The organism is Streptomyces indicus, assembly GCF_900100315.1.
Lineage (GTDB): Bacteria > Actinomycetota > Actinomycetes > Streptomycetales > Streptomycetaceae > Streptomyces > Streptomyces indicus.
Genome location: NZ_FNFF01000001.1, coordinates 62,146 through 86,341 on the forward strand (window position 1 = coordinate 62,146; position 24,196 = coordinate 86,341).

The 24,196-nt window shown below is 71.0% G+C and carries 16 protein-coding genes and 1 pseudogene; 7 read left to right on the top strand and 10 right to left on the bottom strand.

Going from position 1 to position 24,196, the window contains the following annotated elements; genetic code table 11:
- Nucleotides 1-38 precede the first annotated feature (38 nt).
- From BLT97_RS00310 to BLT97_RS00320, 3 genes are all read left to right on the top strand, one after another.
- Nucleotides 39-1,172 carry a serine hydrolase domain-containing protein gene (locus tag BLT97_RS00310; protein WP_093606589.1) on the top strand — a complete coding sequence of 378 codons (1,134 nt, stop codon included), beginning with the start codon at nt 39-41 and terminating at the stop codon, nt 1,170-1,172.
- Nucleotides 1,173-1,280: 108 nt separating this feature from the next.
- Nucleotides 1,281-2,546 (top strand): M48 family metallopeptidase, encoded by a 1,266-nt coding sequence (locus BLT97_RS00315; RefSeq protein ID WP_093606590.1) that lies wholly within the window; start codon nt 1,281-1,283, stop codon nt 2,544-2,546.
- Between the two features lie 94 nt (nt 2,547-2,640).
- On the top strand, nt 2,641-3,456 hold the full coding sequence (locus BLT97_RS00320; RefSeq protein WP_093606591.1) for an MBL fold metallo-hydrolase: 816 nt from the start codon (nt 2,641-2,643) through the stop codon (nt 3,454-3,456).
- A 15-nt stretch (nt 3,457-3,471) separates the two neighbouring features.
- Here the strand turns inward: BLT97_RS00320 and BLT97_RS00325 are convergent, their stop codons facing one another.
- A complete protein-coding gene (locus BLT97_RS00325; RefSeq protein WP_245769073.1) occupies nt 3,472-3,990 on the bottom strand; it encodes a hypothetical protein in 519 nt (172 codons plus the stop codon).
- A 243-nt stretch (nt 3,991-4,233) separates the two neighbouring features.
- Between BLT97_RS00325 and BLT97_RS00330 the strand changes: the two genes are divergently transcribed.
- Nucleotides 4,234-5,043: a hypothetical protein gene (locus BLT97_RS00330; protein ID WP_093606592.1), complete on the top strand. Its 810-nt coding sequence runs from the start codon at nt 4,234-4,236 to the stop codon at nt 5,041-5,043.
- A gap of 161 nt (nt 5,044-5,204) precedes the next feature.
- Here BLT97_RS00330 and BLT97_RS00335 read toward each other — a convergent pair whose 3' ends face one another.
- The 5 genes and pseudogenes from BLT97_RS00335 to kstD form a co-directional block, all read right to left on the bottom strand.
- Nucleotides 5,205-6,185, bottom strand: coding sequence for a TolB-like translocation protein (locus BLT97_RS00335; RefSeq protein WP_093606593.1), 981 nt, complete (start codon nt 6,183-6,185; stop codon nt 5,205-5,207).
- Nucleotides 6,182-7,441, bottom strand: coding sequence for an MFS transporter (locus BLT97_RS00340; protein WP_093606594.1), 1,260 nt, complete (start codon nt 7,439-7,441; stop codon nt 6,182-6,184). The genes BLT97_RS00335 and BLT97_RS00340 overlap by 4 nt, the downstream gene beginning before the upstream one ends.
- A gap of 77 nt (nt 7,442-7,518) precedes the next feature.
- Nucleotides 7,519-8,727 carry a discoidin domain-containing protein gene (locus tag BLT97_RS38350; RefSeq protein WP_245769160.1) on the bottom strand — a complete coding sequence of 403 codons (1,209 nt, stop codon included), beginning with the start codon at nt 8,725-8,727 and terminating at the stop codon, nt 7,519-7,521.
- 78 nt (nt 8,728-8,805) lie between these two features.
- Nucleotides 8,806-9,663, bottom strand: a pseudogene (locus BLT97_RS38355) (chitosanase); the annotation flags it as partial.
- Between the two features lie 331 nt (nt 9,664-9,994).
- Nucleotides 9,995-11,767 carry a 3-oxosteroid 1-dehydrogenase gene (gene kstD / locus BLT97_RS00350; protein WP_093606596.1) on the bottom strand — a complete coding sequence of 591 codons (1,773 nt, stop codon included), beginning with the start codon at nt 11,765-11,767 and terminating at the stop codon, nt 9,995-9,997.
- A gap of 283 nt (nt 11,768-12,050) precedes the next feature.
- On the opposite strand from kstD, the gene BLT97_RS00355 reads away from it, so the two are divergent.
- Nucleotides 12,051-14,009, top strand: coding sequence for an acyl-CoA dehydrogenase family protein (locus tag BLT97_RS00355; RefSeq protein ID WP_093606597.1), 1,959 nt, complete (start codon nt 12,051-12,053; stop codon nt 14,007-14,009).
- A gap of 75 nt (nt 14,010-14,084) precedes the next feature.
- Here the strand turns inward: BLT97_RS00355 and BLT97_RS00360 are convergent, their stop codons facing one another.
- Nucleotides 14,085-15,608, bottom strand: a complete 1,524-nt coding sequence (locus BLT97_RS00360; RefSeq protein WP_176953581.1) for a catalase — start codon at nt 15,606-15,608, stop codon at nt 14,085-14,087.
- Between the two features lie 195 nt (nt 15,609-15,803).
- Complete coding sequence (locus tag BLT97_RS00365; protein WP_245769074.1) at nt 15,804-16,283, bottom strand: flavin reductase family protein; 480 nt, start codon at nt 16,281-16,283, stop codon at nt 15,804-15,806.
- A 77-nt stretch (nt 16,284-16,360) separates the two neighbouring features.
- Between BLT97_RS00365 and BLT97_RS00370 the strand changes: the two genes are divergently transcribed.
- Nucleotides 16,361-16,633, top strand: coding sequence for a hypothetical protein (locus BLT97_RS00370; protein WP_093606599.1), 273 nt, complete (start codon nt 16,361-16,363; stop codon nt 16,631-16,633).
- A gap of 36 nt (nt 16,634-16,669) precedes the next feature.
- On the opposite strand, the gene BLT97_RS00375 is transcribed toward BLT97_RS00370, so the two are convergent.
- Complete coding sequence (locus BLT97_RS00375; protein WP_093606600.1) at nt 16,670-17,155, bottom strand: HPP family protein; 486 nt, start codon at nt 17,153-17,155, stop codon at nt 16,670-16,672.
- Between the two features lie 161 nt (nt 17,156-17,316).
- On the bottom strand, nt 17,317-21,588 hold the full coding sequence (locus BLT97_RS00380; RefSeq protein WP_176953662.1) for a discoidin domain-containing protein: 4,272 nt from the start codon (nt 21,586-21,588) through the stop codon (nt 17,317-17,319).
- A gap of 416 nt (nt 21,589-22,004) precedes the next feature.
- Between BLT97_RS00380 and BLT97_RS00385 the strand changes: the two genes are divergently transcribed.
- The gene (locus tag BLT97_RS00385) at nt 22,005-24,071 is read left to right on the top strand and encodes a glycosyl hydrolase family 28-related protein (RefSeq protein ID WP_093606601.1); all 2,067 of its coding nucleotides are present in this window, start codon (nt 22,005-22,007) and stop codon (nt 24,069-24,071) included.
- Nucleotides 24,072-24,196 lie beyond the last annotated feature (125 nt).

Consider the following 24,196-nt stretch of genomic DNA (forward strand, 5'->3'; position numbering starts at 1 on the left):
TCCGCGCACAAGATCCTGAGGCGATACGGGGAGGGTGCATGGCAGTCCACGGCACGGTGGCCGCCGGTTTCGAGGGCGTATGCGAGGAGTTCGCGTCGTTCCTGGAGCGCGAGGAGCACGACCCCGGGGCACAGCTGGTGGTGTACCGGGGTGGCGAGCGGGTCGTGGATCTGTGGTCGGCAGGCGTCACGGCCGAGTCGCTGCTGGCTGTGTTCTCCTCCACGAAGGGCGCGATGGCCCTGGTGGCCGCGCTCCTCGTGCAGGACGGCGTGCTCGACCTGGACCGCACGGTGGCCTCGTACTGGCCGGAGTTCGCCGGCCGCGGCAAGGACGGCATCACCCTGCGCGAGGTGCTCGCGCACCGGGCCGGGCTGGTCGGCATCGACCGCGGGTTCACCCGCGAGGAGCTGGCCGACGACCGGCGGATCGCCGAACTGCTCGCGGATCAGCGCCCGTTCTGGCAGCCGGGGCAGTTCTTCGGCTACCACGGCTATGTGATCGGCGCGCTGGTCGGCGAGGTGATCGTCCGCGCGACGGGGCGCACCCTTCAGGAGTGGTACGAGGAGCGGATCCGCGCCCCGTACGGGCTCGACCTGTGGCTGGGGCTGCCGGAGTCGGAGGAGCCGCGGTTCCTCAGCACGCTGCCGATGCTGACCACGCCCGAGCAGCAGGCCGAGCTGGACGCCGCCCCGTACAGCAGGTTCAGCCTCGGCGGGATCGCGTTCAACGAGCACGCGCCCGACGCCGTCGAACTGGAGGAGTTCGTGAACGCGCGTCCGGTGCGGGCGAAGGGCCAGGCGTCGTGCGGCGGCATCGGGTCCGCGCGCGGCCTGGCCGGGATGTACGCGGCGGCAGCGTTCGGACTGGACGGGCGCGCCCCGCTCCTGGAGCCCAACACCGCCGCCGAGTTCGCCCGGATCCACTCGGCCGGTACGGATCTGGTGAGCGACTCGGTGAAGCAGTTCGGTCTCGGCTTCAACACCATCGCCGGCAGTTTCGCCTCCGTCGCCGCCGGTTCCTTCGGGCACAGCGGCGCCGCGGGCTCGCTCGCCTTCGCCGATCCGCGGCAGGGCTTCGCGTACGCGTACACCCGTCGCCGCTACGCCTACCCCGGTGGCGCAGCCCCGGAGAACGCGGGGCTGCTGTGGTCGGTGGCGCGGGCGCTGCGCTGACGCGCGCGCTGCCCGTATGGCGCGACCGCGGGATGGCCGGGAGAGCCGCAACCGCGCCGGACCGTCAACGCGTCCTCGTCCCGGGGGACTTGAGAGCGGGGGCCGCGGATGGAGACCAAGCGCGTCGAGACCGAGCCGTGTCCGCAGTGCGGCGCCGGGATGCCGGTGCACGCCGGCCATGTGGTGTGGTGCCGCGCCTGCGACTGGAACGTGGCGCCGGAACTGTTCGTGTTCGGCCTCGACCGCACCGCCGAGCGGCGCGCCGAGGTCGCCGGGCAGCGGGCCGAGCAGGTGTACCAGGAGCTGGTCAGGACCGGGGACTTCGGCCGCCGCTCGCGCTGGACGGCCGCGCGGATCGCCGCGTACGCCCTGTCCTGCGGTGTCACCGGCGCGGCCGTGGCGGTCGCGGCCGGTGCGGTGGCGCTGCTCGTCACCGGCTGGTGGAATCCGCTGAGTCTCGCGCTCGGGCTCGCCCTGCTGCTCTTCTCGGCGGTGCTGCGTCCTTGGGTGCCGCCTCTGCCGCGTCAACTGCCGCGTCTGGACCGGAAGTCCGCGCCCCGTCTGTTCGCGCTCGTCGACAAGGTGGCACGGGAGGTCGGCACGCGCGGCGTGGACCTGGTCGTCCTGGTGCCTGGCTTCAACGCGTACGTCACCTCGCGCCGCCCCCGGCAGCGGGTGCTGACCCTCGGGCTCACGCTCTGGGAGACCCTCACCCCGCAGCAGCGGGTCGCCCTGCTCGGCCATGAGCTCGGCCACTTCACCAACGGCGACACCCGGCACGGTCTGGTCGTGGGCAACGCGCTGACCACGCTGGCCTGTTGGCGGGACGTGCTCGACCCGGGGCGGTGGCGCGGCGGCCGGCTGCGGTACTGGTTCGGGCACGGTGTGCTGCGCTGGCCGTGGTACGCGGCCGACGGCCTGCTGCGGCTGATCGACCGGCTGAGCCTGCGCGACGCGACCCGCGCGGAGTTCCTCGCCGACGAGCTGGCCGCCCGCGTCGCCTCCAGCGAAGCCGCGTACGGCCTGGCCGAACGCCTGCTGCACGCCGACCGCGCGGTCGAGGCCCTCGACGCGCTCCTCGCGGACGGCGTGCTCGACTGGCGCCGGGCACCGTGGAAGGACGCCGCCCGCGCGGCACTCGACCTTCCCGACCACGAGCGTGAACGCCTGCTGCGGCTCAGCCAGTTGAGGTGGCACTACGAGGACGACACGCATCCGCCGACCCATCTGCGCCTCGCGCTCGCCCGGCAGCGCGCGTACGACGAAGCCCGGGTGACCTGCGGGCCGCAGCAGGCCGAGGCCGTCGACCGCGAGCTCGCGCGCGCCGTCTCGGCGGTCGCGGCCCACGGACGGATGCGGGTCCGGCGGAACTGAACCCCCGGGCTTTCTCTCCGAACCCCCCGCCGGGACTCCCCTCGCGGCACTACCGTCACCCGGACACAGCGCCCATCACCGCAGGAGGAGCCCCATGCTGACCCGGGTCGCAGAAGGTGTGCAGGTCCACCGCAGTCCGTTGCTCCGGAACAACTCCGTGGTGGTGCAGGGCGCGAGCGGCGTGCTGCTCGTCGACGCGGGGATCACCGGTGCGGAGATGGCCTGTCTCGCGGAGGACCTGCGCGCGGCGGGGCAGCGCGTCGTGGCGGGGTTCTCGACGCATCCGGACTGGGACCACGTGCTCTGGCACCCGGCGTTCGGCCAGGTGCCGCGCTACGGCACCGCAGGTTGCGCCGCCTTCCTCGACACATTCCTGTCGCAGGCGGACTGGCAGGACCGCGTGGCGGAAGGGCTGCCGCCGGAGATCGCCGGGGAGACACCGCTCGACGGGTACGGACAGATCACCGGCCTGCCCGAAGGGGCCACGCACGTTCCCTGGGACGGGCCACGGGTGCGGGTGGTCGAGCACCCGGCGCACTCCCCCGGGCATGCCGCCCTGGTGGTGGAGGACAGCGCCGTGCTCATCGCCGGCGACATGCTCTCCGACCTCTTCGTCCCGATGCTGGACGACAGCGACGATCCCGTCGAGGAGTACCTGGCGGGGCTGCGGCTCGTGGAGGAGGCGGCGCACGGCACGACCGTCGTCGTCCCCGGGCACGGAAGTGTGGCCGAAGGCACCGACCGGATCCGTACCCGCATCGCCCAGGACCGGGCGTATCTGCACGCGCTGCGCGACGGCCGCGAGCCCGAGGGCGACCCGCGGCTCGGGGCGTCGGTCGAGCCGGGCTGGGAGTGGGTGAACTCCATCCACGAAGGACAGGTCGAGACCCTGGCCCGGAAGAACAAGTAGCCGGTCCGGCACGGATCACGCCCCGCGTCGCGCCGGTCCGGTGTGCGACGGCGGGAGAGGCCAGAACTGGGCCAGGTACCGTTCGACGCCCTCGGGGACGCCTTGTTCGGCGAGGGGCCGTACCGCCGCGCGCCCCGCGCAGTACAGCCGCACCGCCCAGCGCCCGGGACCGTCGGCGAGCCGGATCCGGTCGGGCATGGGCCCTGCGGCCGTCGCCCACACCGCCACTTCGCCGCTCGTGCAGGACAGTTCGGCCTCGGCCCGTTCCTCCCACGCGGCGCGGTCCTCCGCCGGCGGGGCGGGCCCGTCCCACACCTCCACGTCCAGGAGGGCGGTGTGGGTGTGTCCGGCGCTCTCCACGTCGATCCGCCCTTCGCGCTGCGACACGAAACCGCGGCCGCTGCGGCCTTCGGGATACGGCAGCGGGACCGCGGTGTCGTCCGCGTCCTGCAAGGAGAATCCGAAGAAGTCGACCTCGACGTCCCCCTGCTGCTGTGCGACCCACTCCGGCACGCGCACTCCCGCATCCGCCATGGGCCCGCACGGAAGGGGCCGCTCCGCCCCCATGGTGCCGCCGGGCCACCGCAGCCGTGCGCGGCTTCCGCCATTGGTGTGGCCGGGGGTGGCCATACCGGTGGTGGCCTCGGAGGCGCGCCGGTGGTACGCGCCCCGGGCGGGCGGGTGTGGTGACGATGCACCTCGATCTGTTCCCTTTCCAGGACCGGTCGGTGCGAGTCACAGGGTGCCGGGGCCTGGTGACTTCGTGAGGTCAGGCACATGGGTAAGAACTCCCGGCGCGTACGGCGCCTCCTGGCGTGCGGACTGCTGTCGTCCGCCGCCTGCGTGATGGCGGCCGTCCCCGCCCTCGCCACCGTTCCCGGCGACGGGGACCCCCAGCCCGAATGGGACCCGCACGCCCAGCACGGCGCGGGCCCCACCGTGAAGGTACGCCCGCACGGCAAGGCCGGGTCCGACGTGTTCAGCGTGCAGGTCCGTGCGGTCGGCGAGGGGCAGCGGTCGGCGGGCGACGGTGCGGCCGAGCGCGTCTCGTACGAGATCGTCGTGCGCAACAGGACCGCTCAGGACTTCCCGCAGGCCGAGATCGTGCAGATGCTGGCGGGCGGCGCGAAGGTGCTGTCCTCCGCGCCGGAAGGATTCGTCGACCAGGAGTGGCTGGTCTGGCAGTTGGGGCTCGACGCCAAGGAGAGCAGGACGCTGCGCTCGACGGTCATGGTCCCGCAGTCCGACGACGCCGATGCGCCGCGCTCGCGCAGCGCCGTGTGCGTGCGGGTGGAGACCGCGGCCGGTTTCAGCGGCTGCGGTGCGGACGAGCGCCCGCTGAAGAAGCACTCCGGGCAGCCGCATGCCGCGCACGGTGCGCCCGGAGCGGCCGGAGCACCGGCGGCGGGTGACCACGGCAGCGACGGCAAGCACGCCGCCGTGGAGTCCGCGCCGCGGGCCGCCGCGGTCGAGGACGAACCCTTCGCGTACAAGAGGCTGTTGATCGCCTCCGCGGTGGCGGCCGGCACCGGCCTCCTCGCGGTCGGGATCCTGCGGATGGCACGCAGGCGGGCCGCGCGCCGCTGAGGCGAGCGGTACCGCGAGCGCTGCGGGGGGCCTCGGCCCGGAGCGCTGACGCGAGCGGGGCCGGACGGCGGCAGGCGTGCGCGGGGCGGCGGGCCGAGTCCGATGCCCCAGGGTGCGCCCGCCCGCCGCGCCGCTGGGCGCAGCCCGCGCCGGTCGCGTCCTCAGGAAGCGTTGATGCTCGGTGAGGACGCGTCGCGGGCGACGCGCACCGGGGTGCCGGTGCCGTCGGCCGGCACGGACCAGATGTCCGAGGTGCCGCGGCCCCGGCCCGGCAGGGCGTAGGCCAGCGTGGCCCCGTCCAGCCAGGCCGCCTGGTCGTCCACGCTGCGGGTCTCGGCGAGCGGGGTGTCCTGCATGGTCTTCAGGTCGAGGACGTGCAGGCGCCACGGGTCCGAACTCCCCTGGCGGACACGCTTCTTGTACGCGAGTCGGGTGCCGTCCGGGGACAGCGAGGGGCACTCGACGTTCTCGCGCAGGGTGCGGGCCGTCCAGGCGTTGAGGTCGCCCTCGACCAGGTAGGTCTTGCCGCGCGTGGAGACCGTGGCGTAGAAGCGGTTGTCGTCGCGGGCGAAGGTGATGCCCCAGTAGTTCACGTCGGAGGCGCTGTAGCGGCGGCCGCCGAGGGTGAGCTGGAGGGTCTCCACGTTCTTGATCAGGTATCCGGTCTTCGTGTCGAGGATGCCGCTGCGGGTGGAGAAGGCGTTGCCCGCGTACGAGTCGCCGCTGACGAACACCGTCCAGGAGACCATCCGGCCCGACGGGGAGACCCGGGCCCGGTTGGGGGTGCCGCCGAAGGTCACGGTGCGGCGCGGGCGCAGGTCGCGGTCGAGGACGATCGCCTCGGAGCGGGGCGGGATGCCGGGCCGGGTGGTGAGACAGACCGCGGAGGTGCCCGCGGCGTAGAAGCGGCGGCAGGTCAGGCCGGTGTCCTTCCGCCGGTCTCCGTGGACGGCCGCGACGGTTCCCTCGGCCGTACGGGCGTACAGACCGGGTGTGTTGGCGAGGGTGACGCCCGACGCGGCGGCGCCCGGCTGTGCGCGGTCGGTGGCCCGGACCGTGTACACGACGGCGAGGGCGGCGAGGACGGCCGCCGCGAGGGCGACGGCGCCGATACGGGTGCGCAGGGACAGGGTGGGGGTCATCGGGGCTCCGTCGGGCGGGCGGGCAGCAGGCGGCAGGCGGTGAGCAGGGCGAGGGTCAGCGCGGCGGCGGCGAGGGCCAGGGCGGTGTGCATGCTCCAGAGCGTCCATGCGGCGCCGAACAGGACGGAGGCGAGCAGCCGCCCGACCGCCTGGCCGGACTGGAGCAGGGCGAGACCGGCCGCGCGCCGGTCCGCGGGCACCACCGGGCCGCCGAGGGCCATGAGGACCCCGTCGGTCGCGGCGTAGAACGCGCCGAGCAGGAGCAGCACCCCGATGGTCAGCGGCCAGCCGGTGGCCGGGGAGCACAGGGCGAGGTAGGCGCCGAGCAGGGCCGCGTGCCCGAGGAGGTAGGGGACGCGGCGGCCAGTGCGGTCGGCGATACGGCCCACGGGCACGGCGAGCAGGAGGTAGACGGCCGCGCTGCCGAGCGGCAGCAGCGGGAAGTACGCGGTGTCCAGGTCGAGGCGCTGTTGCAGGACGAGGTAGAGGAAGCCGTCGCCGACGGAGACCAGGCCGAGCAGGGTCGCGGTGACCAGGATCCGGCGGAAGGCGCGGTCGGCGGGCAGCCGGAAGACCGATCGCAGCTTCGGTGCGCGGGAGTTGGACGGTGCTCCCGGAGTACGGCCCGGCACGAAGGCGTAGAGGAGCAGGACGGCGAAGAGGGCGAGGCAGAAGCTGACGACGAACACCGCGTCGTAGGCGTCGGCGGTGAGCCAGAGCAGGGCGAAGGCCGCGAGCGGGCCGAGCAGCGCGCCGGTGGTGTCCATGGCCCGGTGCACGCCGAAGGCCCGGCCGAGGTCGCGTTCGGCGCAGGAGAGCGTGATCAGCGCGTCGCGTGGCGCGGTGCGCACGCCCTTGCCGATCCGGTCGGCGGCGAGTGCGGCCGTCAGGGCGGCGGTGGAGCCGCCCGCGGCGAGCAGGCCCAACTTGCACACGGCGGACAGTGCATAGCCGCAGCCGGCCACCAGCTTGTGGCGGCCGCGGCGGTCGGCGAGGTGCCCGCCGGCGAGACGGACGAAGGCGGTGACCCCGTTGTAGAGGCCGTCGAGGAAGCCGAACTGGAGGGGGTTGAGGCCCAGTCCGAGGACCAGGTAGAGGGGCAGGACGGCGGTGACCATCTCCGAGGAGATGTCGGTCACGAGGCTGACCGCGCCGAGGGCGACCACGGTCGAGCCGACGCGGGTGCGGGCCTGGCGCGCGGGAGCGGAGGGGGCGGGAGCGGGTGCCGGGCCGCCCCTGCCGGCGGCGAGATACATGGGGACTCCTGGAGGGCGTCCCGGCCCCGCCTTCGCACGCACCGCGAAGGCGGGGCCGGGACACCGGTGGGGGGCGGTCAGTGGCAGGAGTAGGTGGGGCTGGTGTCGAGGACGGTGCCGTTCGTCTCGACGAACTGCGAACGGAAGCCGGTGTCGGTGAAGTCGAGCTTCACGACGCCGAACTTGTCCCAGATCCGCTTGGCGGAGTTGGGCTGGACCGTGTCGCCCTGCCCGTACAGGTCCTTGCCGCCTGCGCCGCCGATGATCTCGACGATGCCGTTCGGGTCGGCCTGCGCGTCGCGGGTCTGCGGGGCGAACCGCTCGTAGTGGTGGTCGTGGCCGTTGAGCACGAGCTCCACGTCGGCGCCTTCGAGGAGCTCCCAGACGGGCCTGCTGACCGGCACGTTGCCGTGGTCGCCGGAGGAGAAGAGGGGTTCGTGCCAGTACGCGGCCACGCACTTCTTGGTGTTCGCGGCGAGGTCGGCCGCGAGCCAGTCCATCTGCTCGTCCTCGTCGAACCGGTTGGAGTTGAGGGCGATGAAGTGCCAGTTGCCGCGGTCGTACGAGTACCACATCTTGCCCTGCGGGGTGGCGCGGGAGCCGAAGTACTCGCGGTAGGCCTTCTCGTCCCGGTTCTCGTAGTCGTCGTACGACTCGTGGTTGCCGGGCACGGGATACGTCTTGGCCTTGAAGCGGCCCCAGGACTTGTCGTAGTAGTTCTCGAAGTCCTCGATGTGGGCGTCGTCGTACTGGTTGTCGCCCATGGTGATGTAGAAGGCGGGATTGATCGCCTCGGCCCGCGCGGCCGTCTTGAAGTGCTGGCAGTTGGCGTCGCTCTGGGTGCACTGGTCGGCGATGTCACCCGCGCCCACGACGGTGAACGCTCCGGTGGGCGGGTCGGTCGGGCCCGGGCCCGAGCCGCTGCTGCCGTACACCTCGACCTCGAACAGCGAGTAGCCGTAAGGGGTGCCGCGCACCGTGCCGTACACGCGCAGATAGCGGCCCTTGCCGTTCAGGTTCGTCCAGTCGTCCGTGCCGCCGTTGCCGGCGGTCTCGGTGGCCAGGCGGGTCCACGTCGTACGGTCGGCGGAGATCTCCACGCGGTAGGTCTTCGCGTACGCGGCCTCCCAGAGCAGCTTCACACGGTTCACCGTGGAGCCCTCACCGAGGTCGATACGGATCCACTGGCGGTCGACGCCCTCCTGGCTGGCCCAGCGGGTGGACGTGTTCCCGTCGACCGCCTTGTCCGGGGTCAGGGTCGCGTCCTCACTGGAGGAGGCCGCCACGGGCTTGCCCCGCGAGATCAGCTGCGGGCCTCCCGGTTCGCTCGGCGAGGGGCCCGGATCCGACGGGACGGGGTCCTTCGTGATCTCGAACGGGTCGCCGTAGACGTGCCAGGACAACGGGGTGTTCAGGCGCAGGTTGCCCTTGTTCAGGAAAACGCGCTGCGCGGTGTCGACGCGGCTGGTGTCCTCGTGCGCGGCCTCCTTCTTCATCTCCTCGACGCGGGCGTCGAGGAACGCGTGCAGATACTCGGTCTCGTTGCCGCCCTCGGCAGGTGTGTCCGCGTTCGAGCGCGCGTCGGCGCGGATGGACTCGAAGCCCGACTCGCCGTGCATGACGATGGCGTCGTAGTAGATGAACTGGCCGAGCTCCTGGAGCTTGTCGCTCTTGGCCTGCGCGACGGACGGGTTGAAGTAGACGCGGTCGCGCTCGTGGTGCTGCGCCTCCTTGAACGCGGTGGTCTGCGCGGCCTCGCGCCACGCGTCGGTGAAGCCGGGATCGAGGCCTTCGTGCGAGTCGGAGCCGTCCACCTCGCGCAGCGCCGGAAGGTACTTCGCGAGCGGATTGTTCGGCACCTGGGAGGTGTAGTACTCGACGAGCTCGAGCATGTCGTGGGTGCCGGAGCAGAAGCCGACGATGCCGGCCGTGTAGCCGCGGCCGTCTCCGATGTCCTCGATGTAGTCGTACTGGTCCTTCCAGTCGAGCGAGGAGTTCTCGGCGCTGGAGACCAGCTGCATCGCGATCTCCTTCTTCACCGGGTCGTCGAGCCCGGTGGGAGCCGCCGCCTGACTGGTGTTCAGGAGGATCACCGCGGGGACGGCGGCGAGGACCATGGCGAGCGCGATCCGGATGCCGGACCTGCGGCGCCTTCGGTGTTCTGTGGTGCGGTGCCGCGATCCGGACGGCGCGGATCGCCGTCGCGGAGTGGGGAGTGGCATGTGCTTCTCCGGTTTCTCGTCTGGCCGGGCAGCCCAAATGCCGTGCCCGGCAGGGAAGTTCGGCGCTACATGACGTGCGGAACCGTGGGTGGAGAGGTGCGGAACCCCGGTCGTCCCTACCCCCATTGATTGATAGGAACCTTTCCTTTCTATTGGCAGCGGTGGCTGCTCCGCAAGAGGTGTGACAGCAGAGGAAGTTCGGAGCGTGTGCGCCGCCGTAACGAAGCCGCCCGTACCGCAGCCAGCCGCCCGTACGACAGCCGCCCGCCCTGCGACGCGCGCCGGGCGGGCGGAGTTCGGGTGGGAGGTCAGGTGTCCGGGTCGCGGGGGCTCAGGCGGCCAGGTCGTTGGCCGCGATGTAGCCGAAGGTCATGGCCGGGCCGATCGTAGAGCCGGCACCGGCGTAGCTGCGCCCCATGACGGCGGAGCTCGCGTTGCCTGCCGCGTACAGACCGGGGATCACCGAGCCGTCGGGGCGCAGCACCCGCGCGCGGGCGTCCGTGAGCAGCCCGCCCTTGGTGCCGAGGTCGCCGGGCACGATCTTGAAGGCGTAGAACGGGGCGAGCCACAGCGGTGCCAGGCAGGAGTTCGGGGTCACGCCGGGGTCGGTGTAGTAGTGGTCGTACGCGCTGTCGCCGCGGTGGAAGTCGGGGTCCTTGCCGTCCCTGGCAAGGGAGTTGAAGCGGTGCACGGTGGACTTGAGGGCCGCCCCGGGCACCCCGATGTCGCGCGCCAGCTGGTCGAGGGTCCAGGCCTTGTGCACCGCGCCGGACTCGTACCAGGAGTCGGGGAAGACGAAGGTGGGCGCGATGTCCTTGAACAGGTAGCGGTTGCGGTAGTTCTGGTCGACGATCAGCCAGGCCGGGATGTCGGGTGCGGTGGGGTTCTTCTCGTACATGACGTGCACGACGTCGCTGTACGGTGCGGCCTCGTTGACGAAGCGCGCGCCGGCCTGGTTGATCAACAGGCCGCCGGGCAGGGTCCGTTCGGCCAGGCAGAAGTACGGCTCGTTCGGCAGCGGGATCGCCGGACCCCACCAGGCGTCGTCCATCAGGCCGAGCGCGGCGCCGGCCCGTGCGCCGGCGCGGATGCCGTCGCCGGTGTTCTCCTTGGCGCCGACCGTCCAGTCGGTGCCGATGGGCTGCTGCTGGTACTGGGCGCGCATCGCCGCGTTGTGCTCGAAGCCGCCGGAGCCGACGATGACCCCGCGCCGGGCCCTGACCAGGGCGGGAGCGCCGTTTCTTGTGACGATGACGCCGCGTACGGCGCCGTTCTCGAGGTGCAGGTCGGTGAGTGGGCAGTTGAGCCAGACCGGTACGTTCGCCCGCAGGAGCCCGGCCCGCAGACCGCCGGCGAGCGCTTGGCCCATGGTCAGCGGCTTGACGCCGTGCAGGGCCGCGTTCGTGGCGCGGGCCAGGCATTCGTTGGCGACGGCGAAGCCCTTGGCGTTCACCAGGGACAGGGTGAGCCACTTGTAGTCGGCGCTGAAGACGACCATGCCGTCGGGGACCGGCATGTAGGCGCCGTTGAGGCGGTCGAGTTCGGCGCCGAGCACGCGGCCGTCGAGCAGGTCGGGCTCGATGGACCGGCCGCCGGGCAGGCCGCCGGGGAGCTCTGGATAGTAGTCGCTGTAGCCCTCCATGTAGCGGAACTTCAGCGGGCTGCGGGCCATCACGAAGTCGAGCATCGCGGGACCGTGGTCGAGGAAGGCCTGCTGCCGGGAGCGCGGCACCTCGTCCCCGACGACGGCGGCGAGGTAGGTGGCGGCCTTCTGCGGGGTGTCCGGGACGCCCGCCGCGCGGATCACCGAGTTGTTCGGGATCCAGATGCCGGCTCCGGAGCGGGCCGCGGAGCCGCCGTAGGTGCCCGCCTTCTCCACCACCACGCAGCTCAGGCCGCGCGCGGCCGCGGTCATCGCGGCGGTCATGCCGGCCGCGCCGGCGCCGACGACGACCACGTCGAACTCCCCCGCCACCGGCGGCGCGGCCGCCTGCGCCGTGGCGGGCAGTCCGGTGGCGACGGCGACGGACGCGGCGGCCGAGGCACCTAAAAAGGTGCGGCGGGAGGGTCTGACGGGCGGCTCGGCCGAGGTGTTTTCGGGCATGGCGTATCGCTCCCTGCGGGGTGTGGGGTACGGGGACGAGCGGTGCGCGGTGCAAGTACGGGCGGTGCGCGTGCGGAGCAACTGGCCGGAGGCTCACGGGGTGTGAGCAAGTGCCCGGTGAGGTTGGCGCGAGGGTCTTGTGAAGTCAAGACACACCCCGGTGCGGACGACGACGGGGATGCCGATCCGGTCTCCGCGGCATTCGGCGTATCGGGCCGACCGGTCCGGGCTGTTGCGGCGCGCGTCACGCGTCGATCGCGCTACCGGCGGGTAGCCGGACCACATGGCCACCGAAGACACAGCTTCCCCGACCGGATACGTGCAGCCCACCGTCGACGTCGAGGCGCTCGCCGCTCTCCTCGACGGCGAGTACGCCCCGGTCCGCGATCTGGTCCGCACGAACCTCACGGCGTACGCGGACATCCTCGAGGACGCCGAGCGGCTCGGCATGGACGCGTTCCGCGAACGCGTGCGGGACGTCGTGGTCGAGCTGGCCGCGACCGGGCAGACCGGCATGGGTTTCCCGAAGGCGTACGGCGGTGGCGGTGACGTCGGCGCGTCGATCGCCGCGTTCGAGACGCTGGCCTTCGGCGATCTGTCGGTCCTCGTGAAGACCGGTGTGCAGTTCGGACTGTTCGGCGGGGCGATCCTGCACCTGGGCACCGAGCGCCACCACGAGGTCTACCTCCCCCGTCTCGTCACCGGCGAGCTGATGGGCTGCTTCGCGATGACGGAGACGGGGCACGGCTCCGACGTGCAGTCGATCGGGACCGTGGCCCGCTACGACGCAGAAAGCCAGTCGTTCGTCCTCACCACGCCGGACGACCAGGCGCGCAAGGACTACATCGGCAACGCGGCCCGGCACGCCGAACTGGCCGTGGTGTTCGCGCAGCTGGAGGTGGGCGGGGAGCAGCAGGGCGTGCACGCCTTCGTGGTGCCGGTGCGCAGCGGCGGGCAGCCGGCGCCCGGGGTCCGCATCGAGGACGACGGGCGCAAGATGGGGCTCAACGGCGTGGACAACGGCCGCCTGTGGTTCGACGGCGTACGGGTGCCGCGCGAGGCGCTGCTCGACCGCTTCGCCGAGGTCACCCCGGACGGCGTGTACCGCAGCCCGATCGAGAACCCGGGGCGGCGCTTCTTCACGATGCTCGGCACGCTCGTGCAGGGGCGGGTCAGCGTGGCCGGCGCGGCGGTGAGCACGAGCAAGGTGGCCCTGGCGATCGCCGTCAAGTACGCGGACCGGCGGCGGCAGTTCACGGCGGCCTCGGACACCGAGGAGCAGCTGCTCCTCGACTACGGGGTGCACCAGCGCCGGCTGCTGCCGCTCCTGGCACGGACGTATGCGCTGCACTTCGCCCAGGACGCGGTGCGCACGCGGCTGCACGAGGTGTTCTCCGGAGGTGCGGAGGACGAACTCGCCCGGCGGGAGCTGGAGTCACGGGCTGCGGGCCTCAAGGCGCTCGCCACCTGGCACGCCACCCGCACGATCCAGGAGTGCCGCGAGGCCTGCGGGGGCGCCGGGTATCTCGGGGTGAACCGGTTCGCCGCGCTCAAGGCCGACAGTGACGTGTTCACGACGTTCGAGGGCGACAACCACGTTCTGCTGCAACTGGTGGCGAAGGGTCTTCTCACCCACTACGCGAGTGAGTTCGAGGACCTCGACCAGCGGGGCATGGTCCGTTACGTCACGGGGCTGGCGATCGAGACGCTCCTGGAGCGGACCTCGGCGCACAAGCTCCTGGAGCGCGTGCGCGATCTGCTGCCGGGCGAGGACAAGTGGGACCAGGAAGCCGGTCTGCTCGACTCGGAGTACCAGCTGGCGATGCTGCGCTTCCGCGAGGAGCACATGCTGGCGGGTGTGGCGCGCCGCCTCAAGCGCGGCGTGGACCAAGGCGCGCACCCGGGCAACGTGTTTTCGCAGGTGCAGGACCACGTGATCGCGGTGGCGGGCGCGCACGTGGAGCGGCTGGTCCTGGAGGCCTTCGTCGAGCGCGTGCGGCAACTTCCCGACGGGGACGAGAAGGTGGCGCTCGGCCTGCTCCTCGACCTCTTCGCGCTGAGCACGATCGAGAACGACCGCGCCTGGTTCATGGAACACGGCCGCCTGTCGGGCCAGCGCTCGAAGGCGATCCGGCGCGAGGTGAACGACCTGTGCCGCAAGGTCCGTCCCCTCGCGTCCGGCCTCGTCGACGCGTGGAACATCCCGCCGGAGATGCTGCGTTCGCCCGATCTGCTGGGGTGAGTCCCGCGCAGGGTGCGGTCCCGCCGGCGTCAGCGGGACCGCACCCACCGCTCACCCGGTAACCCGACCCGAAGGTCAGGCCTTCTCCTGCATGCTCGTGCGCGCCGGGTTGGCCTGCTCCGCCGCCTTGGGGTCCTTCTCGTCCGCCTTGGCGCGTACGCCCGCGGCGATCCGCTCGCCGATCGTCTTGTCGATGTTCGACCAGTACGCGAAGGCACGTTCGAGGACCGGTTCGCTGACCCCGTTGAGCAGATGGCCGACCACGTTGTCCACGAGCCGGTCGCGCGCGGCGTCGTCGAGGACCTCACGCACCAGTGTTCCGGGCTGCCCCCAGTCGTCGTCCTCGGGGTGGTCCACGTACGCGGCCCGGGTGATGTGGCCGTCGGCGTACCAGCTCGGCGGCGTCCCGTACCGCGTCGTGTCGGCGGCCGGGCCGCCCTTCGAGTTCGGCGCGTAGACCGGGTCGGTGGTCTTCCGGTACGCCATCGCCCCGTCCTTTGAGTACGTGTGGACGGGCACCACCGGCGCGTTGACCGGCAGCTGCTGGTAGTTGGCGCCGATCCGGTACCGGTGGGCGTCCGCGTACGAGAACAGGCGCGCCAGCAGCATCCGGTCCGGGCTGGGGCCGATGCCGGGCACGAAGTTGTTCGGCTGGAAGGCCGCCTGCTCGATCTCGGCGTGGTTGTCGGTGGGGTTGCGGTCGAGGGTCATCCGGCCGACCTCGATGAGCGGGTAGTCGCCGTGCGGCCAGACCTTCGTCAGGTCGAAGGGGTTGAAGCGGTAGCCGGCCGCTTCCTCGTACGGCATGACCTGCACGTACAGCGTCCAGCTCGGGAAGTCGCCGTCCCGGATGTGCTCGAAGAGATCACGGGTGTGGTAGTCCGTGTCGGCGGCGGCCATCTGGTCGGCCTCGTGCTGCGTGAAGAACTCGACGCCCTGGTCGGTCTTGAAGTGGTACTTCACCCAGAAGCGCTCGCCCTGCTCGTTGATCCACATGTAGGTGTGGGAGGTGTAGCCGTTCATGTGGCGCCAGGTGCGCGGGATGCCCCGGTCCCCCATCAGCCAGGTGACCTGGTGCGCGGACTCGGGTGAGAGGGTCCAGAAGTCCCACTGCATGTCGTGGTCGCGCAGGTTGTTGTCGGCGCGGCGCTTCTGCGAGCGGATGAAGTGCTGGAACTTCATCGGGTCCTTCACGAAGAAGACCGGCGTGTTGTTCCCCACCATGTCGTAGTTGCCTTCGGAGGTGTAGAACTTCACCGCGAAGCCGCGCGGGTCACGCCAGGTGTCCGGGCTGCCGCGCTCCCCCGCGACGGTGGAGAACCGGATGAGCAGATCGGTCCGTGTGCCGGGCTGGAACAGGGCGGCCTTGGTGTACCGGCTGACGTCGGCGGTGACCTCGAAGTGCCCGAAGGCGCCGCTGCCCTTGGCGTGCGGCTGACGCTCGGGGATCCGTTCCCGGTTGAACTGCGCCATCTGCTCGATGAGATACGAGTCCTGCAACAGGATCGGTCCCCCGCGGCCCAGGGTCAGCGAGTGTTCGTCGCTCTCGGCCGGGGCGCCCGAGTCGGTGGTCGTCGCCTGGGTGATGGGCTCGTCCACGAGAAAGTTCCTTCCGTGTGCCTGGCGTCTGTCCCGGGCCGCGTCGGGGCCCTCGACCACTCCCGCGTGACCGGTCCGGCGGCGCTCAAACAGACGGGATCCGCTTCGGGAGCGACGGCGCCGGTTCTCTTCGATCATCGGACGGAACGCCACGGGGTGCGACCCGTCCCCGCTCGGCGCATAGCCGGGTCCGGGTCAGTCGGCTGGATGGCCTGGGGAAATGTCCCCGGCGTCGCTGAGACGGAGTGTGCTGTGCGGTGCGTCCGGCCGCGTTCCGCTGTCGACGGGGCAGAGCAGGCATCCGACGTGGTCGCCGCCGTCGAGGTGCTGCTCGACCCGGCCGACGAACCAGGCCGACGCCTCCGTGAGGACGGGCACCCCGGCGTGGCCCGCGGCCCAGGCGGTGCGGGCGAACTTGTCGACCTCGTCGCCGGTACGGCCGCCGAAGAGCTCGGCCAGTTCTTTCTGCTCCGGCGCGAGCAGGTGCACGCCCAGGTGGTCGGCCGTGCGTGCGACCCGCCAGGTCCGGTTGGCCTTGGACAGCCAGACCATGAAGCGCACAGGCTCGATGGAGCACTGGGAGGCGAAGCCCACCAGGCAGCCCGCGCGCTCGCCGTCCGCGGACGCCGTGACCACGTACAGGGGGTAGTCGAGCCGGTCGATGAACGCGTCCACGGTTCCGCCCTCTCCTCGCTGCGGCGGCGGAGGTGATCGGTTGCCATGCCGCCGGAGGGATGGGTACCCGGATCGGCATGAATCCTCAGGAGCGCCGAGAGACAGATCCGGGCCTCGGCCCGATGGAACGCGGCACATCCCAGCGGCTCGCCGCACGTCAGCACATGTGGGTGCAGGCCTGGACGGCACTCGCGGTCCTGGCCGCCGTGTGGTCGCTGGCCTGGGCCGTCGGGTGGATCAGCGGAGCGGTGGACGGATTGGCCTACGCACTGGCGGGCCTGCTGCTCCTCGGCGCCGCGCTGTGGGCCCGGCGCTCGGCCCTACGGAACGCGCCGCCGCGCCACCTGTGACGGTCCGCTGCGGGGCCAACCGTTCGAGGCGCCCCTTCACCAGCTCAGCGGGTACCGCACAGGGTGCCGTCCGATCCGTCCCGGGAGCATCCCCAGCGCCACGATGAGGCCCGCACCGAGGGTCAGCAGGGCCAGGAAGGGCGCCGGGTCGGGGGTCTGGAGCACCACGATCATCGCGGTGGCCGTGGCCGGCGAGTGGGACACGTGGGTCAGCATCATCGCGCCGAGCGAGAGTCCCGCCGCGACGGCCGCGCTCCAGGTGCTGCTGCCGGCCACCGCGAGGGTGCCGAAGCCGACGGCGGCGGACAGCAGGTGGCCGCCCACGACGTTGCGCGGCTGGGCCAGGGGCAGCCCCGGCGCGCCGTGCACCAGGGCCGCGCTGGCCGCAAGCGGCGGGATGAGGAGCGGCTGGTGCAGCATGCCGCCGACGGTGACGAGCACCAGCAGAGCACCGATGGCGAAGGCGGTGACCCGTATGAGGTGCGGGAAATCCCGGCGGGCAGGCTGGGGCGGGGCGGTCATGCGTGCTCCGAGGTGGCAGGTGGGGCGGGCGTAACCGATCAACCTTAAACAACTTGTTGAATCGACATGGGGGCCGTCTCGGGTCGCGGACACCCTGCCCATAACCCAAAGGGGCCCCGGCCGTCCGTTGGGGCGGACAGCCGGGGCCGGGTGGGTGATGGTCAGGGCTGGATGTTGATCTTGAACGTGGAGGTCGTGTTGCGGATGTCCTCCGCGTTGTCGCTCAGCTTCAGGTTGTGGAAGGTGACCTCACCGACGGCCGGCCCCTGTCCCGCCTCCGGCATCTCGTTGGCCCAGAGCCCGAAGCCCGACTTGTGGTCGAACTGGTCACCGCTCTTGCGGGCCCCGGTGATGGTGATGTCCCGCAGGATCGTGTCCTTGATCGGGTTCACCGGCTGACCGCCCAGGTACTGGGTCTGGAACATGATTCCGCTGTACGTCGGGTCGGTGATGTCCACGTTGTTGATGCGGATGCCCTGGAAGACCTTCGAGGCGGAGAACAGCCAGATGCCGGGGAAGGTCTGGCCGTTCCAGAAGTGCCCGCCGGCCCGTTCGATCGAGATGTTCTCGAGCGTGGTGGGCTGGGTGCCGAAGCCGTTCATCGGGTAGCCGAAGTCCAGGGAGCTGACCGTGATCCCGGAGTAGACCAGGGTGTCGGCGATACGGATGTTGCGGAAGGTGTTGTTGTAGCCGCCGTAGACGGCGATGCCCGCCGCGCGCCAGGTCAGAGTCGTGGTCAGGTTCTCGTAGACGTTGTTCTTCATGTCCGCGCCGCCCGCGTCGATGGCGGAGAACAGCGCGAAGCTGTCGTCGCCGGTGGCCCGGGCGTCGTTGTTGGAGACGAGGTTGTCCGTGGAGCCGTTGGTCATGTTGACGCCGTCGGCGAACATGTTGCGGATCCGGGAGTTCTTGATGGTCATTCGGTCGGTGTTGGCGCCCCAGTAGAGGCAGACCATGTGCTCGTTCCAGATGTTGTCGATGGTGATGTCGGCCACGTTCTGGAAGTCGAACACCTTGCCCGGGCCGTCGATCCGCGAGGTGTAGTTGCCGAAGTAGGCGAACCCGCTGAAGGAGGAGCCGTTGGCGCTCGCCTCGGCGCGGAATCCGACATCGGTGTTCTCCTGGGACTTCGGCGCGTGGAAGCGGGTGAACCAGGGCCCGGCCCCGACGACCTGGATCTTCTTGCCGTACACCTGGAACTTGCCGCCGGTCTCGTAGTCACCGGCCGGCAGGTAGACCCCCTTGAAGGTGTTGGTGGTGTCCATGCGGACCTTGTCCAGGGCGTTCTGCACGTCCTGGTGCGAGAAGCCGGCCGGCACGACGAAGGAGGCCGGGTCCGGGTTCGCGTCGGGTGCCACCTGCTCCAGGTCGACGAAGTCGATGGCGTACTGCGAGGTGTTGGCGCCGTCCTTCTGGAGCCGGATCTTGCTGCCGGCCTTCACGGTCTCGCCGAGCAGGATGTGCGCCTCGTCGTAGATGTGCCGGGCCGGCCCCGCGCCGGGCGAGTTGCCGGGTGAGGCCTCGGCGCCGTACAGCCAGGCGTACTTGGAGGTGAGGTCGAGCGCCTTGCGGAAGACCCCGTCCACGTAGACGTTCAGGGTGGCGTTCGTGCCGCCGCCGCCCGCCGCGTCCGGGATGGAGAAGCGGGTCACCAGGGTGTTGGTGTCCTGCTTGGCCGTGAACTCCACGGAGGAACCGGTGGAGTTGAGTGTGACGGCCTTGCGCCCCGAGGCCTCGCCGGCGAGGTCGCCGATGGTGCGGTTGGGGCCGACGACCTTCGCCCCGCCGCCGAGGACGCCGTCCTCCGCCTCGTAGGTGTCGTACGGCATGTCGGCGCCGCGGCCGACGAACAGGGGCTTGGTGCTGGTGTTGTTCTCGCGCTTGACCGGCAGTTCGTTGGCGTCGGCGGCGATGACGGTCTTGACGGTGTACTTGCCGTTCGCGGCCGTCCAGGTGCCGAGCTGCACCGGCGTGGTGGTGTCGCCCGCCGCGATGGTGCCCGTGTACGGCTTGGTGAGCGTCTTGACCGTGTCGCCTTGGGCGTTCTGCACGGTCAGCGTGATGGCGTGGTCGCCGGCCGCGGAGGCCTGGCTGCCCTGGTTCTTGACCGCCACGCTGAACGCGACCTCCTTGCCCGCGGAGGGCGCGGAGGGCGACCAGCTCACCGGCGAGGCGACCAGGTCGGAGGACTGAACCGGCTTGACCACGAGGGGACTTGGGGCGGTGTAGCTGTTGTTGCCCTCGTTCTCCTCGATGACCTGGTTCTTCTCGTCGACGACCGCACTCAGGGGGTACGAGCCCGCGTCCTGCGGGTCGACGGTGGCGCTCACCGTGGCCGACTCGCCCGCGCCGAGCGCCGCCACCGGCTTCGTGGCGACGGTTTCGCCGCCCAGCCGGAAGGCCACCTCGCTCGCGGCGGACGCCTCGGCTCCCGCGTTGGTGACGGTCGCGGTGAGCGTCAGGCCGTCGGTCTCGACCGGGGCCTCGGGGGCGTGCGTCAGCTTGGTGATCTGCAGGTCAGGGTTGGGTGCGGGCGTGCCCACGACCTCGAACTCGGCGACCTGGCCGGCCGTCGACCCGCTGTTCGCAGTGAACTGCAGCCGTACGTCGGCGACCCGCGCCGAGACCGGGATGGTGACGGTGTTCTTGTTGCCGGACGGGCTGAAGGAGTACTCCTTCTCCGCCACCAGCGAGGTGAAGGCGGTGGCCTTCTGCTCACGCCCGAGCACCTCCACCTTCTGCGTACGGGCGCTCCAGGCGGTGTCCGGGTTCAGCTTGACGACGACGGCGTCCACGTCGGCGTTGGCGCCCAGCTTCACGGTGAGCGTGTTCGGATAACTGCCGGCGGCGCCCTCCCAATAGGTGGAGGTCTGGCCGTCGTTGGCGTTCTGGGCGACGTACGTGTGGATCACCGAGGAGGCGCTGATCGGCTTGCCCATCGCGAGGTTGGAGCCTTCGAGGGTGCCCGGGCGGGTCACGGCGTTGCTGAACCCGGAGACATTCCCGGCAGCATCGCGCGCCCGTACCGTGTAGGTGACCGTCTCACCGGCCGGCCGCTGATCGGTGTAGGTCGTGATGTCACCGGCGACGGACTTGAGCAGCTTGCCGTCCGCGTACACGTCGTACGCGGCGACCTTCACGTTGTCCGTGGAGGCGCCCCAGGTCAGCTTGATGTCGCCGGCGGCGGGCTGGGTGTACGCGAGGTTCGCGGGCGCGGTCGGCGCCTGGGTGTCGCCCGAATCCGCCTTGCGGGTCACGGAGTTGCTGTTCGGCGAGGTGTTGCCGGCGGCGTCTCGGGCGCGCACGTGGTAGGTGACGGTGGCGTCGGCGGGCTGGGTGTCGGTGTACGTCCGGATGCTCCCGCCGACCGTGCTGCGCAGCTCCCCGTTCGCGTACACGTCGTACGCGGTCACGCCGGTGTTGTCGGTGGCGGCGTCCCAGGTGAGCTTGATCTGGCCGGTCGCCGGCTCGGTGTAGGCGAGGTTGGCGGGCGCGGTCGGTGCCTGGGTGTCGCCGCCGGCCGGACCGTATATCTCCAGCTCGGAGAGCTGGCCCGCCGGCTGGCTGTCGTTCGCGGAGATCAGGACGCGCACGTAGCGGGTGGTGGCGGTGTCGAACGCGATGGTCGCGGTGTGGCCGGAGGCGGTCGAGAAGGGGTACGCCTTGGCCGCGGACAGATCGGTGAAGTCCGTGCCGTTCTCACTGCCCTGGATCTTCAGCGTCTGGTTGCGGGCACCCCAGGTCTCGGGCACACGCAGGACCACCTCGTTGACGCGGACCGAGGCGCCGAGGTCGGCCTGGATCCACTGGGGCAGCTTGTTGTTCTCGCTCTCCCAGTAGCTGGCGCGGTTGCCGTCGTTGGCGTTGGCGGCGGCGTAGGTCTCGGTGTGGCTGCTCGCCTTGAGGGTGCGGCCGGCCGCCAGGTTGGCGGAGGTCTCCTCGGCGGCGAACACCTGCAGTTCGGACAGCTGGGCGGCGGGCCAGCCGGAGTTGGCGGTCACGTGCACGCGGACGAACCGCGCCTGGGCGGCGGGGAATCCGACCTTCACCGTGTTGCCGTCACCAGGTGTGAAGGAGCGCGCCGCCGAAGCGGCGAGCGTGCTGAATCCGGTGCCGTCCTGGCTGCCCTGGACGGAGAGCGTCTGGGTGCGGGCCTCCCAGGCGGACGGCAGCTTGAGGACCACCTCGTCCACGCGGACGGTGCGGCCGAGGTCGACCTGCACCCACTGCGGGAAGTCGCTGCCGGAACTCTCCCAGTACGTACCGGAGTTGCCGTCGGTGGCGTTGGCCGCGCCGTATCCGCCCTTGGAGCTGCTGGCGGCTGCGGGCTTGCCCGCGGCGAGGTCGGGCCCGCCGGCCGCCATGGCGCCGAGGCCGGGCAGACCGAGCAGGATCAGGGCGGCGGCGAGACCGGCGGCGAGGGTCCGCCACATGCGCGGCGCACGCCACACCGCCTCGCGTCCGGGTGGTGCGCTGGGTGCGGGTCTGAACAGACTCATGGGTCCGGTGACTCCTTTGCTCTCTCCTGATGCCCAATTGCCCTCGCTTTGCAGGAGAGTTGCAGAGAAATGTCGTTGTGGCTACAGGCGGGACGGAAGTAGCCTCCGCAGCGGAGCGAGCCTGCACCACTCAAAGCCGCCGTCCGTCCTGGCGATGCGGTTCGATGCGGACCCGAGCCCAAGATGCAATTTGCTCGCCTTGACACGCAATTCAGAGACATCAAGGCGACATTTTGCGACCAGATCCCTTGTCGCCACGTTCCCGGCGGCTCTACTGTCGCCCTCACCTTCGCCCGGCCGGCCCTCTCGGCCCCAGCCACCCGGCCGTATAAGAGAAACGAGTCGCCCCGATGCCGCTGATCCGACGGACCGTCTCCCGCGCCCGTACCGGAAGACCCGGGCCACTGATCGTCCTGACCGTCCTGGCCCTCACCACCTCGGGACTCACGGCCGCCTCAGGCGCCGCCGCGCCCGCAGCAGCCGAACGGCCCGTGGCCGCCCCGACTCCGGTGACCCGTGCGGCTCTCGACCCGGCGCTCACCGGCGGGCGCGGCGCCGAGGTGCGGTTCCTGGAGCAGGAGGCGGAGAACGCCGTGACCGACGGCGAGCGGATCGGCCCGGACCGCACCGCGTACACCCTGCCCGCGGAGGCCTCCGGGCGCAGTGCCGTGAAGCTCCGGCGCGGTGAGTACGTCGAGTTCACGCTGCCGAAGGCCGCGAACGCGATCACGGTGCGCTACAGCATCCCCGACGCACCCGGCGGCGGTGGCATCCAGGCGCCGCTCGATGTCACGGTCAACGGCAAGTCCCGGCGCACCATGACCCTGACCTCCGAGTACTCCTGGCTGTACAACCAGTACCCGTTCACGAACGACCCCGGCGCGGACCTGCTGCACCCCGACTGGTGGATCACCGAGTGCGCCTGCGTCCCCAGCGCGACCAGCCCCGCACCGCGCATCGAGAAGCCGTTCCGGCCGATGCACTTCTACGACGAGCAGCGGATGCGGCTGCCGCACACCTACCGGGCCGGGGACAAGGTCCGGCTCACCGTTCCGGCCGGCAGCAAGGCGGACTGGACCGTGATCGATCTGCTCGACTCGGAACTGGTCGCTCCCCCGCACGTGCGCACCAAGGCCGTCAACGTCCTTCTGCACGGGGCCGACCCCACCGGCCGACGCGACTCCGCGCCCGCCCTCGACCGCGCGATCGCGCGCGCCAAGCGCCTCGACCTGCCGGTGTACGTGCCGCCGGGGACGTACCAGGTCAACCGGCACATCATCGTGGACGACGTGACGATCGAGGGCGCCGGCAACTGGTGGACGGTCTTCAAGGGCAAGGAGGTGAAGCTCGACCGGCCGGCTCCCGACGGATCGCTGCACACCGGCGTCGGCTTCTACGGCCGCGACGCCGCTGACGGCGGCAGCCGCAATGTGCACCTGTCCGGCTTCGCGATCGAGGGCGACGTCCGCGAGCGCATCGACACCGACCAGGTCAACGGCGTGGGAGGCGCGATGAGCGACTCCACCGTCCGCGGGCTGCACATCCGGCACACCAAGGTCGGGCTGTGGTTCGACGGACCGATGGACAACCTGCACGTGAGCGACACCATCGTGGTGGACCAGATCGCGGACGCCGTCAACTTCCACACCGGCGTGACCGACTCCAGCGTCTCGAACAGTTTCGTCCGCAACACCGGTGACGACGGCCTCGCGATGTGGTCGGAGAAGCAGGCGAACGCCCGGAACTCCTTCCACCACAACACCGTCCAGTCCCCCGTCCTGGCCAACGGCATCGCGCTCTACGGCGGCACGGACAACACCGTCGCGCACAACCTCGTCGCCGACCCGGTCCGCGAGGGCAGTGCGCTGCACGCGGGCGCGCGATTCGGGGCCGAACCCTTCGCGGGGAAGCTGGAGTTCAGGAACAACACGACCGCGCGGGCCGGCACGTACGAACTCAACTGGAACATCGGGCTCGGCGCGATCTGGCTCTACGCCCTCGACCGCGACGTGGACGCGGACATCCGAGTCACCGGGGACCACTACCTGGACTCGACCTACAACGCGATCATGATGGTCAGCGAGTGGAGCGTGAAGGACAAGTACGCCATCCCCGCGGCCCACTTCAAGGACATCCGCGTGGACGGGACCGGCACGTCGGTGCTCAGTGCCCGGGTGAAGGGGTCGGCGACCTTCGAGAACGTCGATGCCCGCAACGTCGGTGCGGTCGGGGTCAACAACTGCGGGGCCTTCAACTTCCCGCCCACCGGGTCCGAGTTCTCGCTCACCGACCGCGGTGGCAACGACGGCGGGACGGCGGCCGGTTCCTGGCTGGCGCCCTGGCTGCTGCCCAACACGATCACCTGCGAGGACCGCCCGCCGGTGGTGTCTCCGCCGGCTCCGTCCCCCTGGAAGTAGACCGGCGCGGGCCCGGCGGAGATCTTCCGCCGGGCCGAGGGCGCGTACGACGGGACTCGACGTGCGTCAACGGGCGGTAACCACAGGCCACTTCACTCGTTTGGCGGAGCGAAGAACGTGTCATG